14 protein-coding genes are annotated in these 17,230 nt (G+C 39.9%); 11 read left to right on the forward strand and 3 right to left on the reverse strand.

Annotated elements, in window-relative coordinates; genetic code table 11:
* The first annotated feature begins 52 nt into the window (after positions 1-52).
* Entirely contained in the window at positions 53-1,813 is a 1,761-nt protein-coding gene (locus D0S24_RS06060) for a hybrid sensor histidine kinase/response regulator (protein ID WP_117018960.1), read from the forward strand.
* Positions 1,814-1,842: 29 nt separating this feature from the next.
* Entirely contained in the window at positions 1,843-3,558 is a 1,716-nt protein-coding gene (locus D0S24_RS06065) for a hypothetical protein (RefSeq protein WP_117018961.1), read from the forward strand.
* A gap of 602 nt (positions 3,559-4,160) precedes the next feature.
* Here D0S24_RS06065 and D0S24_RS06070 read toward each other — a convergent pair.
* The gene (locus tag D0S24_RS06070) at positions 4,161-5,024 is read right to left on the reverse strand and encodes an RNA polymerase sigma factor RpoD/SigA (RefSeq protein WP_117018962.1); all 864 of its coding nucleotides are present in this window, start codon (positions 5,022-5,024) and stop codon (positions 4,161-4,163) included.
* Positions 5,025-5,242: 218 nt separating this feature from the next.
* Here D0S24_RS06070 and D0S24_RS06075 point away from each other — a divergent pair, with 218 nt between their 5' ends.
* The 8 genes from D0S24_RS06075 to D0S24_RS06115 all read left to right on the forward strand — a co-directional run bounded on the left by D0S24_RS06075 (position 5,243) and on the right by D0S24_RS06115 (position 13,569).
* On the forward strand, positions 5,243-5,752 hold the full coding sequence (locus tag D0S24_RS06075; RefSeq protein ID WP_117018963.1) for a DUF6155 family protein: 510 nt from the start codon (positions 5,243-5,245) through the stop codon (positions 5,750-5,752).
* Between the two features lie 190 nt (positions 5,753-5,942).
* Complete coding sequence (locus tag D0S24_RS06080; protein WP_117018964.1) at positions 5,943-7,454, forward strand: DEAD/DEAH box helicase; 1,512 nt, start codon at positions 5,943-5,945, stop codon at positions 7,452-7,454.
* A 5-nt stretch (positions 7,455-7,459) separates the two neighbouring features.
* Complete coding sequence (locus D0S24_RS06085; RefSeq protein WP_117018965.1) at positions 7,460-8,713, forward strand: glycosyltransferase family 4 protein; 1,254 nt, start codon at positions 7,460-7,462, stop codon at positions 8,711-8,713.
* A gap of 47 nt (positions 8,714-8,760) precedes the next feature.
* Entirely contained in the window at positions 8,761-9,606 is an 846-nt protein-coding gene (locus D0S24_RS06090) for a 1,4-dihydroxy-2-naphthoyl-CoA synthase (RefSeq protein ID WP_251795727.1), read from the forward strand.
* Between the two features lie 274 nt (positions 9,607-9,880).
* Positions 9,881-10,498: a DEAD/DEAH box helicase gene (locus D0S24_RS06095; protein WP_117018966.1), complete on the forward strand. Its 618-nt coding sequence runs from the start codon at positions 9,881-9,883 to the stop codon at positions 10,496-10,498.
* A gap of 507 nt (positions 10,499-11,005) precedes the next feature.
* Positions 11,006-11,407 carry a 3D domain-containing protein gene (locus D0S24_RS06105; protein WP_262921909.1) on the forward strand — a complete coding sequence of 134 codons (402 nt, stop codon included), beginning with the start codon at positions 11,006-11,008 and terminating at the stop codon, positions 11,405-11,407.
* A 28-nt stretch (positions 11,408-11,435) separates the two neighbouring features.
* On the forward strand, positions 11,436-12,095 hold the full coding sequence (locus tag D0S24_RS06110; protein ID WP_117018968.1) for a peptidoglycan recognition family protein: 660 nt from the start codon (positions 11,436-11,438) through the stop codon (positions 12,093-12,095).
* 4 nt (positions 12,096-12,099) lie between these two features.
* The gene (locus D0S24_RS06115) at positions 12,100-13,569 is read left to right on the forward strand and encodes a M14 metallopeptidase family protein (protein WP_117018969.1); all 1,470 of its coding nucleotides are present in this window, start codon (positions 12,100-12,102) and stop codon (positions 13,567-13,569) included.
* A 170-nt stretch (positions 13,570-13,739) separates the two neighbouring features.
* Here the strand turns inward: D0S24_RS06115 and D0S24_RS21030 are convergent, their stop codons facing one another.
* Positions 13,740-13,907, reverse strand: a complete 168-nt coding sequence (locus D0S24_RS21030) for a hypothetical protein (RefSeq protein WP_181938037.1) — start codon at positions 13,905-13,907, stop codon at positions 13,740-13,742.
* Positions 13,908-14,410: 503 nt separating this feature from the next.
* Between D0S24_RS21030 and D0S24_RS06120 the strand changes: the two genes are divergently transcribed.
* Positions 14,411-16,225, forward strand: a complete 1,815-nt coding sequence (locus D0S24_RS06120; protein WP_220377731.1) for an alkaline phosphatase — start codon at positions 14,411-14,413, stop codon at positions 16,223-16,225.
* Positions 16,226-16,330: 105 nt separating this feature from the next.
* Here D0S24_RS06120 and D0S24_RS06125 read toward each other — a convergent pair whose 3' ends face one another.
* Positions 16,331-17,158, reverse strand: coding sequence for an OmpA family protein (locus D0S24_RS06125; protein WP_117018971.1), 828 nt, complete (start codon positions 17,156-17,158; stop codon positions 16,331-16,333).
* Positions 17,159-17,230 lie beyond the last annotated feature (72 nt).

Raw genomic sequence — 17,230 nt, forward strand, 5'->3', positions numbered from 1 at the left:
ACCGCACTTTAAAAGGGGAGTTTTAGACTTTCAGAACCCAAACTATTTAAAATTGAAACCCAACAGCCTACTATCCCAACTTACAAATCTTGAAGGTCAACTAAATCATTTTTCGTTCGAGGAATTAACCTCGGAGGAAGCTTCTTCATTAAAAAAATCCTTTATGTCCTTTAAATATCGCCTAGAGGAAAAAGTATTGGGGCCAAACCCCAATGTTTGCAGCTTCCAAAAAAACAGCAAGGATTTTGAATTGGCCATTGGGAGCAAAGAATGGGCCAACCCGGTAAATTGTAAGCCCAACTGGGAGGAAGGTAGGCTATTGGCCAAGTTGGGTGATGAAATTAGAAACCCGATCAACGGAATAATGGAGACTGTAGATCTTTTAAAAGAAGGCAAATTAACCGAGGAACAACTTGTCAAGATCAATTCCATAACCTCCAGTTCCCACCATCTTTTGGGCTTAATCAATGAGCTATTGGAATATACCAAACTTACTTCGGGAAGGGAAAAATTTGAAAATATCGATTTTAATTTTTACGGTATAATAAGGGATACCATATATCTGTGCAACACCCTGATAACCAATAATAATGTTGCCCTAGAGGTATATTTGGATACGGAAATACCAGAAATCCTTATAGGAGATCCATCCAAGTTGTCCCAAATTCTACTTACCCTTTTAGGAAACTCCATCAATCTGGTCGATGAAGGAAGTATCCTTCTCAAAATTAAACTAAGAAGGCAAAACAGTAATAGCCTCGTACTCGATTTCGAAATAAGGGATTTGTGCAAAGAAGCTTTTACAAAAGACTTAAAGTCCAATGCAAACGATTTGGGAATTGGTTTTGCCATGGTGAAGGGCATACTTGAAATATTAAATGGGTCCTTGACAACAATGGATACCTTAAACAACGGTTGTGTACATAAGTTCACCATCCCCTATAAAAAGAGCAAACAGATAAGAGGCCTTGGCAACCAATTGGATTCCAACCGTATAATAGAAAGCAATAAGATATTGGAAGGCCTTCATATAGTGGTTTTTGAGGCCAATATACTCATTCAAAAATTAATGGAACAGCGCTTAAACAATTGGGGATGTACCGTGCACATAACGGATAATGCCTATGCTGGACTGAATTATTTGTTAAGGAATAGGGTAGACCTGGTATTAATAGACCTTGGAATGCCTGCCATGAACGGTTTTCAAATTGCGCAAATAATTAGGCAATCGGGCAATAATCATGTCCAAAATCTTCCCGTTATAGCCTTGACCGGCGATTTTAACTTGAATGTTAAAAACAAATGTAATGCCCTGGGAATAGACAATTATATCCTAAAGCCATATAGCCATGAGGAGTTACTGGCCTCCTTATATAAATACAAAAGGAAGGAAGGATGGAAACCTTTATTTGATGCTGGCGAAAGCCTTCTTCCATTTTCAACAAAAAAGAAAGTGTGGGAAGTTTGCCTAACCAATATCTTGGAAGAGTGTATGGGGGAAATAGACCTTTTGGAAGAGCTGATAGGCCTATTTAAACAAAATATGCTGGATTTCATAGGAAGGGCCAATGTCTATATCCCGGAAGGTAATCTTAATGGTTTGGGATTTGCTGCTCACAAAGTTAAAACGGGACTTTCCATGATGAAAGCAGATTACCTTTTTTCCCTAGTGGAAAAAATTACGGTTGGCTGTAGGACCCATAGGAATCTACCAGAAATAGGACGGTTATACGATCTATTACTATTGGCATATCCTATGGTAGAGAAAGCCATTGACAAAGAATTGATGATCTTAAAAGGAAAGAGAAACTAAACACTTATTAAAAAAGTGATTACCGTTACATGAACATACCCAAAATACATAGCAACCTGATATGGGATTTAATAGCCTTGGTCCTGCTTTTGACCATTGGGTATTGGACCATCCTATACATTTTTAAAAACTACCCACTGCTGGGAGGTAATTTGAGGGAGAATAAAAGGAAACAACTAGTCGGAATAATAGGTAGGCTAATACGTTATGACCAAGGTAAGCTGAAAATGTCCGAAAAGGAGCACATAGAATTAAAGGTGGAATTGTGGAAACTTCTAAGGAAGTCGAGCAACAAACGTATTGCCTCCAGCATATTAGGGGAAATGGACTCCTATCTTGATAAGGGCGGGATACAAATAATACACAGACTTTCCAAAGAATTTGGTCTGCAACTGGATGCTTTGGATAGTACGGACGTGCATGGTAAGGCCCAGGTTTATAAAACCAATAGTTTTGATACAAAACCCGATTTATTAAATGGGGAGGAGCTAGATTTTAACTTCGTTCCAATAGTAACGAATTATGGAGATACCGATAATGGTAGCGGGGAGGATATACGGGAAGAACCAATGTTTGGCAGCGATATGGAATGCCCAACGGAAAGCCTTGACTGGGAAAGCTTTGAAAGAAATCCCTATGAGGCGATACATGAGGAAATTTACGGGGATAACAAAATGCATCCATCCAACAGATCACCTAAGCCGGAAACTTCTTTTTTAAACATCGATTTCTTGCCCTTGATATTGGAAATTGAGGAAGGGAAAGAAACACCGTCTACCGACCTCAACGATCTTGACGTGGAATATGAGGTGGTCCTGGATCCGCACTTTAAAAAGCAGATCAGTGATATACTAATGTCGCACCTAGAGGAAGAAAACAGAAAAGCCGTCCCACAGGAAGACAATAATTTGTTGGATCTAGGAGAAATGAACCTTCCTGCTGCCAAATTCTATACCGATTCGGAATTTAAAAAAGTAAAATTATTACATTCCATTGCAGAAATGGGGGATATGAGGGAGGTACCCCTATTAAATGAAATGTTGGATGGGGAAGAGAACGAATCCATTGGCAATCTCATAAAGGAAATCATTTTCAAGTTCCTATACCATTACCCAATGGATATAGATGAACAGGATAATGACAACAGCATCGTAGATTTCGGGGAACACTATGTATTCAACCATTTATTCGGCTCCTTGGATATAGAGTCCCAACTGCTCTTACTTCAGGAGATTCAACAAATAGGAGACATAAGTGATCTCTATTTTTTGAAAACCCTTCACAATCATTCGAATAAAACTATAGGGGAAAAGGCTAAATTGGTTTCAAGATGTATAGAAGCAAAATTTCATTCCATTCTAACCGGAGACACTCAAATCCTTTCTAGCCATAACATGGATCCAAATAAAGAAATTAGCGGACCTTCAAATTTGCCCAGAGACCCGTGGATCACTTTTGAAGTGGCAAAATCCGGCTTTATCTCCACAATATCATCCGAACGGGAAAATATGAAAGCCGACAGGATAACCCCTTTCAACTATTATGAAACTCCTCCCGATAATGAGGAGGAAAATATGGGCAACAATGATGACCTGTTCAACATCGATTTTGATATTACATCCTTAGGGAATATTAAGCAGAACAACAGTAACAGCCATAAAAAGGAGGAAAGTGCGGCGGATTGGGAGGAAATGAAGTTTCTGGACCAATTAAAGGCCCTGACCGATAAAATTTTCAAGAAGTAAATTGACCAGGGGGCTATAAGCCATCTTTCCTTAACGAATCCGACAAAGGCACCCAACAGGGCGTCATTGGCTCCCTTTAGCCATTAAAAAAAGGACTTCTCCAATAAATCCACAGAAATAATCCCGGCGGAATAATCGGCTTATTTATCAAAAAAATGATTAAACTTTATGTACTGCCCATTTTACAACTAAAAAACACTTGTACACAACATTTAGTTGGAAGGGAAAGGGATAGTGAATATGTTTACCATATAATTATTGACCCAAACAATAATAATTTAAACCAAGTCTTACTATGTTATACGATACCTACGGAGAGGAATACCTTGTATTTCTACAGGATTTAAATGAAATTTTGAGTTTAAACGAATTGACCGAGTTGGACTATATGTAGTTGCGCCCGGAATTCAGAACCTAAAAACCCTTATTAAAATGGCAAAACAAAATTCAGAAAACGCAGCTTATTTGAGCTTCATTGAAGATCTAAATGAAATTTTAAACCATTTCAATATCGCTAAATTAAGTTATTCTTAAACCCAATGCTTTAGAAACAAAGGGGCCGGATAGAAAATTGTTCTATCCGGCCCCTTTGTTTTGGGCTTCTATCCCAAATAAGTTTTGAGCAATTTGCTCCTGGAGTTGTGGCGAAGCTTTCTAATGGCTTTTTCCCTTATCTGCCTCACGCGTTCCCTTGTAAGATCAAAAGTAAGTCCTATCTCTGCCAAGGTCATGGATTGCTGATCACCAATGCCGTAATACAATTTAACTACATCGGCCTCCCTTTGGGAGAGCGTATCCAAAGCCCTGTTGATTTCTGTATTTAAGGACTGCTGTAAAAGAAACATATCCGGTCTTGGGGACTCTCCTGACCTAACCACATCGTATAGATTGGAATTCTCTCCCTCCTTTAAAGGCGCATCCATGGATACGTGCCTGCCCGAATTTTTCAAGGATTGTTTTACCTCGTTGACGGACATTTCCAATTCATTGGCTATCTCCTCGGGTGATGGCGGCCTTTGATGGGCCTGCTCCAAATAAGAAAACGTTTTTTTAATTTTATTGATGGATCCGATCTTGTTCAGTGGTAAGCGCACCACCCTGGATTGTTCGGCCAGTGCCTGTAGAATGGCCTGACGTATCCACCAAACCGCATAGGATATAAATTTAAATCCCCTTGTTTCATCAAAACGCTTGGCCGCTTTTACCAATCCAACATTTCCTTCATTGATTAAATCCGGAAGCTTTAAACCTTGGTTTTGATATTGTTTGGCAACAGAAACCACAAATCTTAAATTTGCCGTTGTGAGTTTTTCCAAGGCAATTTGATCCCCATCCCTAATTTTTTGGGCCAATTCTACCTCTTCATTGGCCGTGATCAACTCAATTTTACTGATATCCTGCAGATATTTGTCCAGTGATTTTGACTCCCTATTGGTAACCTGCTTGATAATCTTTAGTTGCCTCATATATATTTTATTTGGATTTTTAACGTGAATCTCTCATTATACCTTTTTTTTACGTCTTTTCCAAGGGAACCTGCATTACTTATACATAATTTATGAGAAGTTTATGATATTCCCTGTACCATCCAATTATTAAAATACTATTTTACTCCCTTGTGCTGTTTTTTGATTTTTAAATAGGAAATTGCAGTTCTTAAGTTCAAATCTATTTAATTGAAAGTATGGGCAAACGGGCATTGGTCAACTATTTATCGGAATTAAAAAAAAAGGAACTGGAAGAGCAATTGCTGGATCTGTACCTCAGATTCCCGGTGGTAAAGGAATATTACGATTTTGTTTTCAACCCTAAGGAGGACAAACTGGTGCAGGATGCCAAAATAAAGATCTCCAACGAATACTTTCCCTTAAAAAGAAAAAGGCCAAAGGCCAGGAGGTCCGTTGCCCAAAAATACATAAAACACTTCCTTAAATTGGGGGTAGACCCGAATATAACGGCAGATCTTATGTTGTACAACCTGGAGGTGGCACAATCCTTTTCGCTGGAGAAAAATGTCCCTGAGGCCTTCTACAAAAGCATGGAAAATTCTTTTAACGAACTGGTCCGGTTTATTTCAGTAAATGCCCTTTTAATCGATTTTAAGAACAGAATTGTAGCCTGCTACCTATTTGCCCAAGATCACCATTGGCCCAACATGGAGGACTTCTCAAAGTCGCTGGATATCATAGACTGACCACAATCCGCTCCGTTCCCACCCTTGTAAAAGTATTTGTTTTCGCTTGCCCTAGGGAGTTCCCCCTCAAATTTGGCCAATGGACAATTCCAATTTCATGTTTTTATCCTGTAAATTTGAAACCGGCACAAAAAACCCTTAATTTTGTAAGGTTTGATTTTTCTTAATTTTAAAAAATTTCATTTCCCGTTTGGAGCTATCTAAAGAAAGTACAGAAAAAACGCTTTACGATTATCAAGAGGAAGACCTGAATACTATATTCAAGTGTTTGGAGGAATCCCCGGACGATATGAACCTTTTGTACCAACTGCCCACCGGTGGTGGTAAAACCGTTGTATTTTCGGAAATTGCCAAAAGATATATCCATAAAACCAATAAAAAGGTAGTAGTCCTGACCCATAGAATTGAATTGAGCAACCAAACCTCCAAAATGTTAAAGGGTTTTGGGGTCAAGAATAAAATAATCAATAGCGAGGTAAAGGAGTTACAGGACCAAGACCAATATATGTGCTTCGTGGCCATGGTGGAAACCCTTAATAACAGACTTCAGGATGAGAAGGTAAAGATCAATGATATTGGACTAGTAATTATAGATGAGGCACATTACAATTCCTTTAGAAAATTATTCAAATATTTTAAAAAATCCATCATTCTTGGGGTTACCGCAACACCCTTAAGCTCCAATATTAAACTCCCGATGAAGGACCACTATCAGAAGTTGATCGTGGGGGAATCCATTTCATCGCTCATTGAAAAGAATTTTTTGGCCAAGGCCAATATGTACAATTACGATGTTAGCCTTAAAAGCTTAAAATTGGGTATAAGTGGCGACTATACGGTAAAATCTTCGGACGAGCTTTACGGCAACCAGAACATGCTTACCAAGCTGGTAAATGCCTATGAAGAGATTGCAAAAGGCACCAAAACCCTAATTTTCAACAATGGTATCAATACCTCTTTATATGTTTTGGACACCTTTAAAAAAGCTGGCTACAACATTCGGCATTTGGATAATAAGAACAGTGCTTCGGAACGCAAGGAAATTTTAAAATGGTTTTCAAAAACCCCGGATGCCGTACTTACCTCTGTAAGTATATTGACCACCGGATTTGACGAACCCACTGTAGAGACCATCATATTAAATAGGGCGACCAAATCCTTGACGCTTTATTTTCAGATGATAGGACGGGGATCCAGGATACTGCCGAATAAAAATGAATTTACGGTGGTGGACCTGGGGAACAATGTGGCCAGATTTGGTCTATGGAACGCTCCCATAGATTGGCAGGAAATTTTTCATTTCCCGGATTTTTATTTGGAAAGCATAAAAAACGATGAAGAAATAGAACGGGATTTTGTGTATGAGATGCCGGCCGACCTCAAAGCGTTGTTCAGCAAGTCCAAAAATATCGAATTCGACATCAAAGCGGAATATAAAAGGGTTTTTGCCCAGGGACTTAAGTCCAAAACCGTACTGGAGAACAGTATTGAACAGCACGCCACCATCTGTGTAGAAAATAGTGAGGATGTATTTGACGCCCGTATCCTGGCCAAAAAATTAAAGGAAGAGATCGCTTATCGCGTTCGCCAATATTCCTATTGTATCATGAACAATACCAAAAACTACAAGGAATGGCTGGAAGAGGATTATGAGCGAAAACTACGCTCCAAAATATCCCAGAAATTCGCCAAGCGATTATAGAACATATGATCCCGGAAAAGGATAAAAAAATATTGATTATTGGCTATGTATGGCCGGAGCCGGCTACTACGGCCGCAGGGGAAAGAATGCTGCAATTGATACATTTCTTTTTAAATGAAAATTATTGGATAACCTTTGCCTGTACTGCAGCAGAAAGCCAATTCTCCGCCGACCTGGATAGCCTTGGGGTACGCAAAGAGACCATTTTGCTCAATCATTCCAGTTTTGATGGGCTTATAAGGGATCTAGATCCGGATATCGTTCTTTTTGATCGTTTTATGACAGAAGAGCAATTTGGATGGCGCGTTGTTGAATGTGCCCCGAATGCAATACGTATTTTGGATACCGAAGACCTACACTCCCTTAGATGGGCCAGACAATTGGCGTATAAAAAAAGGATTTCCTTTACCGAAAAATTTTGGTTGGACCAAGAACGGACAAAAAGGGAAGTGGCCAGCATTTATAGATGCGATCTTAGTTTGATCATTTCCCTATATGAAATGGAACTTCTAGTCAAAACAGTAAAAATAGATAAAGGCCTATTACTTTATTTACCGATGATGTACGAAGCCATAGACGATGAAAAACAGGACAACTGGCTCCAATTTGATCAAAAAAAGAATTTTATATGTATCGGCAATGGGAAACACGCACCCAATATAAATGCATTACAAACCCTTAAAATGGATATCTGGCCCTTGATCCGCAAAGAATTGCCCCATGTAAATTTGTTTATTTACGGCCCTTATATGCCGGAAAGCATCAAGCAATTGAACTGTCCAACACAAGGGTTCTGTATTATGGGCCATACCCAAGATGCGGCAGAGGTCATTTCCCAGGCCAGGCTCAATCTTGCTCCCCTAAATTTTGGGGCGGGAATAAAAGGCAAATTGCTGAACGGAATGCTGAACGGCACCCCCAGTATTACGACGGAAATTGGTGCGGAAGGCATCTGTGAAAACCTGCCATGGAACGGAATTATTGCCAATGGTACAGAGGCTTTTGCCAAGGCGGCCGTTTTCCTTTACCAAACTGAGGATAAATGGTACCTTGCCAGGCAGAATGGAACTGCCATTATAAACAGCTTTTACAACAAAGTTGTTTTACAAAAGCAACTTAGGGATCGGATTGAACTACTTGCAAAGAATTTAAAAGAGCATAGATCCGGTAATTTTATGGGTGCCATGCTCTTGCACCATACCATGGCAAGCACCAAATTTATGTCCAAATGGATCTCGGAAAAAAACAACAAATCCTAATCGGAAAAAAGAGTATTATCTTTGATAACCGTTAAACCATTTTTGAAATGCAAAAAAAAATTGATTGGAAAGTAGTTAAGGAATTTGAGGATATCACCTATAAAAAATGTGGAGGTGTTGCCAGAATTGCCTTTAACAGGCCCAATGTTAGAAATGCCTTTAGGCCCAAGACCACCAGTGAACTATATGAGGCTTTCTATGATGCCCAAGAGGATACAAGTATAGGTGTTGTGCTACTTTCTGCCGAGGGCCCGTCTACCAAGGACGGAGTGTATTCCTTTTGTAGCGGGGGGGACCAAAAGGCTAGGGGACATAAGGGCTATGTTGGGGAAGACGGCATGCACCGCTTAAATATTCTGGAAGTACAACGTCTTATTAGGTTCATGCCCAAAGTGGTCATTGCCGTAGTACCGGGTTGGGCCGTTGGAGGCGGCCACAGCTTGCACGTGGTCTGCGATCTCACCCTTGCCAGTAAGGAGCATGCCATCTTTAAACAGACCGATGCGGATGTAACCAGTTTTGATGGTGGCTACGGATCGGCCTACCTGGCAAAGATGGTGGGACAAAAAAGGGCCAGGGAAATATTTTTCCTGGGCAGGAACTATTCGGCCCAGGATGCCTTTGAAATGGGAATGGTAAATGCGGTTGTTCCCCATGGGGAATTGGAAGATACGGCTTACAATTGGGCCCAGGAAATCCTTGAAAAATCGCCCACTTCCATTAAGATGCTAAAATTTGCAATGAACCTCACCGATGACGGAATGGTAGGGCAGCAGGTATTTGCAGGGGAAGCTACAAGATTGGCCTATATGACGGAGGAGGCAAAAGAAGGAAGGAATGCCTTTTTGGAAAAACGCAAACCTAATTTTGGTAAGAACAATTGGATTCCTTGACTATTCAGGCCTTATAGTTTCCAAAACCCTGGAAACTAAAAAGAGCCTTGTCTTTTAGATCAAGGCCCTTTTACGAGAACACTATATGAAAATGAAAAATCTTGTATTTCTTTATAACACAGCTAATGTAGTAGAGAAATCCTGGATGCCGAAACTATTGTTGTGAAGTGGTTATAAGTTGTGGTTGAACAAGGGAAACTTGTTAGCTATACCATAAATAAGTTGGAAGTAGCAGTAAGAAGTTGGCAAAAAACGGAGTAGTTAAAATTGAAATATGTCATTCAAAAAAATACAGGAGCAACTAAAAAAGGCATTGGAACAACAGGGAATTAAAGAACTGTTTCCATTTCAAAAAGCAGTGGTCCCTAAATTAAAGGGAGGGGCCAGTATTTTTGGCATAGCGCCCCACGGAGCAGGTAAAACCACTTCCATCGTAATCGGTACGCTGCAAAAATTGAATTGTGAGGCCTTTGAAGAGGCTCCCAGGGCCTTGATCTTCGTTAAGGACAAGGAAGCTGCATTGGCCATGCAAAGGGAGTTTGAACGCTTCACAAGAAGAATGGACCTTCGTATTTACAGCGTGTATGAGGAACACAATATAGAGGCACAGCGAAATGAAATTTTTGAGGGAGTGGATATTGTTATTGCCACCCCCAAAAGATTGAGCAAGATCTTTTACCTCAACGGCATCAATCTGGGAAAACTAAAGTTGTTTATTGTAGACGATGCGGAGTTTCTATCCAAACCAGGCCCTTTTTCAGATGTTATCCGAATCCCTGAAAGTTTGGACAGGTGCCAGTATGCCATTTTTTCCACCAAGTTCGATGGCCGCATGGAGCGGATGCAGGAATTGTTTATGGCCAATGCACAGGTGATTGAGGTAGGGGAGTGATTCAATGTACCAATTATATAATGAAACAATTATTCATGCTGTGCCAACACAAAAACAACCAAAAAAGTACAAAACTAAAAAGAGCCTTATCTTTTTGGGACAAGACTCTTTTACGAGAACACTATATGAAAATGAAAAAATTATTTATTTATTTTTACACTACTAAAGTATAATGGTTGTGCGATTGAAAGAAATTAATGTTGCGAAATTGGCCAATTCTGTTGTGAAATGGACAATTAATGGTATTTTGAATATTTTCATGTCCCAAATTCAGAATTTTCTCCCTTATGAGCCAATAAATCGAAACAAAGCACTAATTTTAAATCGATATCATTCCCGAATAACGCTTTAAAAATTTACGCCCTTCTTGTATTGGGTAAAGAGAAATCCTTTTCAGGTATATAATCAAAATTGCAACATTTTAATGGATCAACGGAATAAATGGGTGGGACACTTTTAAAAAATAGTCTAAGGAAGAAGGTCGGCCAAGCTTCAAAATATTTGATTTTGCCAGCCATCATATTATCCTTTGCCAGCTGTAAGGAAAAAGATGTTGATGATGGTTATATCTGGAAAGAACTCAAGGTAACGGCCACGGCCTACAATTCGTTTCCTTCACAAACCTCTTCTATCCACCCTGGTATTACGGCCTGGGGCGATTCGCTATATCCGGGGATGAAGATTATTGCCGTTTCCAAAGATTTGATTCCCTTGGGACTGGATTACAATACCGCTGTAAAAATAAAGGGGGATACCAGTATTTATCTCGTGAAGGACAAGATGCACTCCAAATGGAAAAATAGAATCGACATCTATATGGGGGAGGACAAGGAGAAAGCTATGCAATGGGGCCGAAAAAAAATTACCCTCCTCTATAGGGTAAAAAAGGATTCCTTAGAAATAAAATGATATTGTACCTTTATTACTTAAGTTTACAATGAAAAAGTTAGTTGTTCTGTGTTCCCTTTCCATTACCCTTTCATGTTCCGTAAACCGTGAAATAACAGACAAGCCCATTATTTTTAACGAAGAGCGAAAAGAGCTCACTTTGAAATATATGTCGGACCGTTACGACCTTGACCAAGAGGAACCGAATATAGTACCCAAAATGATAGTTTTGCACTGGACGGTAATCCCTACCCTGGAAAAATCGTACCAAGCCTTTAATCTGCCCACCCTGCCCGATTGGAGGCCGGAGATAAGTTCGGCCAGTGGTTTAAATGTATCTTCCCAATTTCTTGTAGATCAAGACGGTACCATTTATAGGCTAATGCCCGAAACCACTATGGCCAGACACGTAATAGGTCTAAATCATTGTGCCATAGGGATTGAAAACGTGGGAGGAACAGGGGACAGCAAACTCACCAGGGCACAATTAAGGTCCAACAAATGGTTGGTAAAATATTTAAAATCCAAATACAACATAGACTATTTGATAGGCCATTATGAATACACCCTATTTGAAGATCATGAGCTATGGTTGGAAAAAGATGAGGGGTATAGGACCATAAAGACAGACCCTGGCAAAAAGTTTTTAAAAAGGGTAAAAAGAGCTACCAAAAAACTTAATTTTAAACCTACACCAATTGCTAAATAACGATATGACATCTCATAAATTGGCCCTTATCCTTTGTTTGCTCATCGCGTTTTCGGGTATTGGGCAGGAAAAGGATTTTACTTCCAACCTGTACTCGACCTACGAAAAATACAAGGAACGATCTTTGGACAAAAGAAGGATAAAGCACAATGACATACAACCCCTGATCGCCAAATTATCTACCCACCCCCAATTTGAGCTGAAGGTGGTTGGTAAATCCATAGAAGGGCGCAACCTTTCCCTAATAAGTATCGGAACAGGTGCTACCGATGTTTTCCTTTGGTCGCAAATGCACGGGGACGAACCTACCGCCACCCAGGCCATCTTCGATATTTTCAATTTTTTGACCAGTGGAGATTTCAAAAGTGAAAAGGAAAACATTTTAAAGAATTTAAAGTTACACTTTTTGCCCATGCTCAATCCTGATGGGGCGGAGGTATACCAAAGAAGAAATACCTTGGGAATAGATATCAATAGGGATGCTCTATCCTTACAATCCCCAGAGGGAAGGACCTTAAAGAGGGTAAGGGATAGTTTGGACGCCGATTTCGGTTTCAACCTTCACGACCAGAGCACTTATTACAATGCGGAAAGGACGGATAAGCCCGCTACCATCTCCTATTTGGCACCGGCCTTTAATTATGAAAAGGACATCAACGAGGTGCGTGCCAATGCCATGAAGGTTATTGTCTATATGAACCAAATAATTCAGAAATATGCTCCGGGACAGGTGGGGCGCTATAATGACGATTTTGAGCCCAGGGCCTTTGGGGACAATATTCAAAAATGGGGCACAAGTGCTATTTTAATAGAATCTGGCGGTTATAAAAATGATCCGGAAAAACAGGAGATCAGAAAATTGAACTATGTTTCCATCCTATCCGCCATCTACAGCATCGCCAATGGCAACTATAAAAACATTCCCATTTCGGAATATGATAAAATCCCCGAAAACGACAGAAAACTGTTCGATCTAAAACTCAATAACCTCACCTACCATTTGTTGGGCAAAAATTATACCTTGGATGTAGGCATACACCAATTGGAAATTGATAAGGTATCACATAGTACCTATTATAACAGTAGCAGGGTTGTAGACCAGGGAGATCTCTCCACCTTTTATGGATATGAAACCTTAGAAGGAAAAGGCTACTCTATGGTGGGGGGCAAGGTATACCCAAAAACGCTACCTTCCATAAAGGAAGTGTCCCAATTAAAAGCCTTGGACCTTCTAAAATTGGGCTTTACCTATGTGCGGGTAGAGAACATTCCCAAGGGGGTAAACCATGTAACCTTCCCCATAAACATTATTGGAAAGGACTATAAAGTTCCAGAATTTAAAATGAGGGTAGGCGTTATTCCAAACTTTATATTGGAACAACAGGGCCAGCCCCGGTATGCCGTTATCAATGGATTTCTTATCGACTTAAAGTCGGGGGAAGGAAATTTTAAGAATGCATTGATCTTACGGTAGTGTCGTGTCAATGCTACTGTGTCGTTTAAGTCGCCGTTATTTTTTATCTGGCCAAGGCAAAAAAATGTTGCATAGCCGTAGCTACGGAACTGTTTTTTTAACGAAGGCCGGGTGAAAAAGAACAAGGCTTGGGATGGCTAAAGTAGGGTTGACACGACACTCGGTCTAATCTAAAAGCCAAAAGAAACCCGGATATTGTCCCCATAGGCAAATATCCAGTAGAGCATTAGGAGAAGAAGGCTTACGATACAGGCAAAAACAGAAATGGCCAAGCCCTTTAAGCCATCGGACAGCTCACTGATAGCACTATACTTTAAAATGTCGTTGATTACAACCATGATATTCGTTTTTAAGTGTTAAAAATTTAGCTTTTAGCATTCAGTAGGAACATAGGTTGATAAGGGGTTGTCATTAATATAACAATTATTTGGCCAAAAACCCTTCCTTCCGTATTATTTTTTTCTGTTTTGGTTCTTTGAGGGCTTTAATAGGTTCCTTTTATCCGGAAACCAAATTATCTTACTTAACTTAAGCTTCTTAGTACATGACAAAAATCATTTCCGCTAGATTTTCCTCGATTTTTGACCCCGACCCTAAAGCCCGCCTGAACGAAGTAGTCGGGCAGGGGAGGAATCAAGGAAAATCAGACTCCCTTTAGGGCTTGGGGTAAAACAGATTTTCCGAGAAACCTTGTTAAGACGATTTGTTGTCATGTACTAAACTTAAAGCTTATATAACAATTTTTGCTGAAGAAATTATTCAGTTTTGTTTAATTTGGTCCAGTCCATTTTATGAACCCATCTCAAAATTTTAATATCGATAATCACATAAATCAATGTCAATGCTTAGATCCAGTCGCTTTTATTTATTGCTCTTTTTACTTTCCCTTCAGATCGTATCGGGACAGAAAACAAATTCCTTTAAGATTCATTCCCATAATGATTATTTGCAGAATGCCCCGTTTTGGGATGCGTATGCCCATGGGGCCAACTCTATTGAAGTAGATGTATTCCTTAAGAATGACAATTTATATGCAACCCATGCCGAAGAAGATATAATAATAGGCCATACCATGGAAAGCCTGTATTTGGATCCTATAAAAAAGGTGATGGAACTGCAATTGGGAAAACAGCAGGAGTTGCAGCTGCTCATTGATATAAAATCGGAAACCTACGCCACCCTGGATAAGATAGTGGCCGTGCTGGAAAAGTATCCCAACATCATCAATAATCCCAATATTTCCATGGCCATTTCCGGAAATAGGCCAAAGCCGGAAGAATACAAAAATTACCCATCTTTCATTAAGTTCGATTATCAAACTCTGGAGGATATGCCCAACAAGGAGGCTTGGGATAAAGTAGCTTTAATAAGCCTGCCATTTCATAAGTTTTCCCATTGGAACGGAAAAGGAAGATTAACGACCGAAGACTTACAAAAGGTTAAGTCTACCATAGACAAGGCCCACTCATACCATAAGCCCTTCCGTTTTTGGGCCACTCCAGACTCCAAGACCGCATGGAAAGCCATGCACGATCTGGGGGTGGACTATATAAATACGGATATGACGGACAAGGCCTCGGTCTATTTGCAAACCTTGGGGAATAGGGTATACTACAACAAGGCTACTTCCCCTGTATACACCCCTACCTACAAATCCGACCAAACTGAAAAGTCGGTCAAAAATGTCATATTGCTCATCGGCGATGGCAATGGACTTACCCAAATTTCTTCATCGGTGCTAGCCAATGGAGGCAACCTTACCCTGACACAGTTAAAGAGTATAGGATTTATAAAGACCCAATCCTCGGACGATTTTACAACAGATTCGGCAGCTGCAGGTACTGCCCTGGCCACTGGAACAAAAACGTACAACAGATCTATTGGAATGGCCTCAGACGGACAACCCCTTGTAAATATAACAGAATTGCTGAATCAACATCAATATATAACAGGCTGTATCACTACCGATAAAATTGTAGGGGCAACCCCTAGTTCATTCTATGCCCATCAAAAAGACAGGGATGATACCGATGGTATAGTCCAAGATCTATTGAAGAGCAAACTCTCCCTTTTCGTTGGGGGAGGGGAATCTAATTTTGACAAGGCCGAATTACAGCGGAATGGTTTTTCCATTTTGACCGATGTAAAGGAATTGGGAACCAGTAAAAAAGATAAAATAGGATTGTTCATTGCGGAAAACGACGTTCCCAGCTTTTTAAAGGGCAGGGGACACATATTGGCAGAGGCCACTAAAAACGGACTTCAGTTCTTAAATGCTAAAAATAGACCGTTCTTTTTAATGGTGGAAGCGGCACAAATAGATTCTTATGGACATAGGAACGAGGTTTCCGGAATCGTTACCGAGGGGATCGATTTTGACGTAGCCATAACGGAGGCCATAAAATTTGCCGACAAAACCGGAAACACTTTGGTGGTCATAACCGCAGATCATGAAACCTCCGGATTTACCTTGCCACAGGGGAATATGGAAATGGGCATGATAGAGGGCGACTTCACTACCGATGACCATACTGCCACCATGGTTCCTATTTTTGCTTACGGACCCCGTTCACAGGAATTCCAAGGTGTTTATGGGAACAATGAGGTTTTTCACAAGATTTTAAAGGTACTTGATAAAAAGAGTAGTGGGAATTGAGTATTAGGAATTGAGATTTTAATTACCTTAACTTAACAATATAAAAAAACCCGATGCATGCATCGGGTCCTCAAGCTAAAACAATAATTATAGTAATGGTAGTGTTTATAATGTCTCAGCATCCAAAAGGGCAAAAAACTTATCCAAATTTGGAATAATTACAATTTTGGTACGTCTGTTTTTGGCCATGTTTTCCTTACTGTTGTTATCTACCAAAGGCAAATAGCTACTTCTTCCCGCAGCGATCAAATTGGCAGGATCAACATTGTACTTGTTCTGTAAAAGCCTAACGATGGATGTGGCCCTTTTAACACTCAGGTCCCAGTTATCCTGAAACATTTCGGTGTTGATGGTCCTGGAATCGGTATGTCCTTCCACCATCACTTCCATACTGGGTTCGGAATTGATCACTTCGGCCAATTTGGCCAATATAGTATTCGCTTTGTTACTTACCTTATAACTCCCGGAATTGAACAATAGTTTATCGGAAATATTGATCATAACCACCGTTTTGTTGATATCAACAATAACATCATCGTCCTCATCAGAAATGGATTTCTTCAAATTGTAGGAAATGGCCAGGTTCATGGAATCTTCCAAAGTTTGGGCCTTGGCCAATTCACTCGGATCTACTTTTGCCAAGGTAGCCCTCATTTTTTCCTTTGTGTTATTGCTCATTACGGCAACATCATCAATAGAAGTATATTGTGAATCATTAATTTCCTGTAAGGAATTTATTTTATCGTTGTATTCGGCAACCCTTGCCTCTATTTTGGATACTTTGGATTCCAATTCCTCTTTTTCGACCTGGGTTTTTGTCAGCATGCTTTTGGTATTGGACAAATCCCCTTCAAGGGCTACATATTTTTTCTTAGATACACAGGAAGCCAAAACGGCCATTCCCAACAAACCAACTAAAGTTACTTTTTTCATCTTCTTAAATTGTTAAAAATTTACAAATAGTTCTCTGTAAGGTTATACGGTAGTAGTAGGGGAAAAAGACGT

The organism is Arenibacter sp. P308M17, assembly GCF_003426735.1.
Lineage (GTDB): Bacteria > Bacteroidota > Bacteroidia > Flavobacteriales > Flavobacteriaceae > Arenibacter.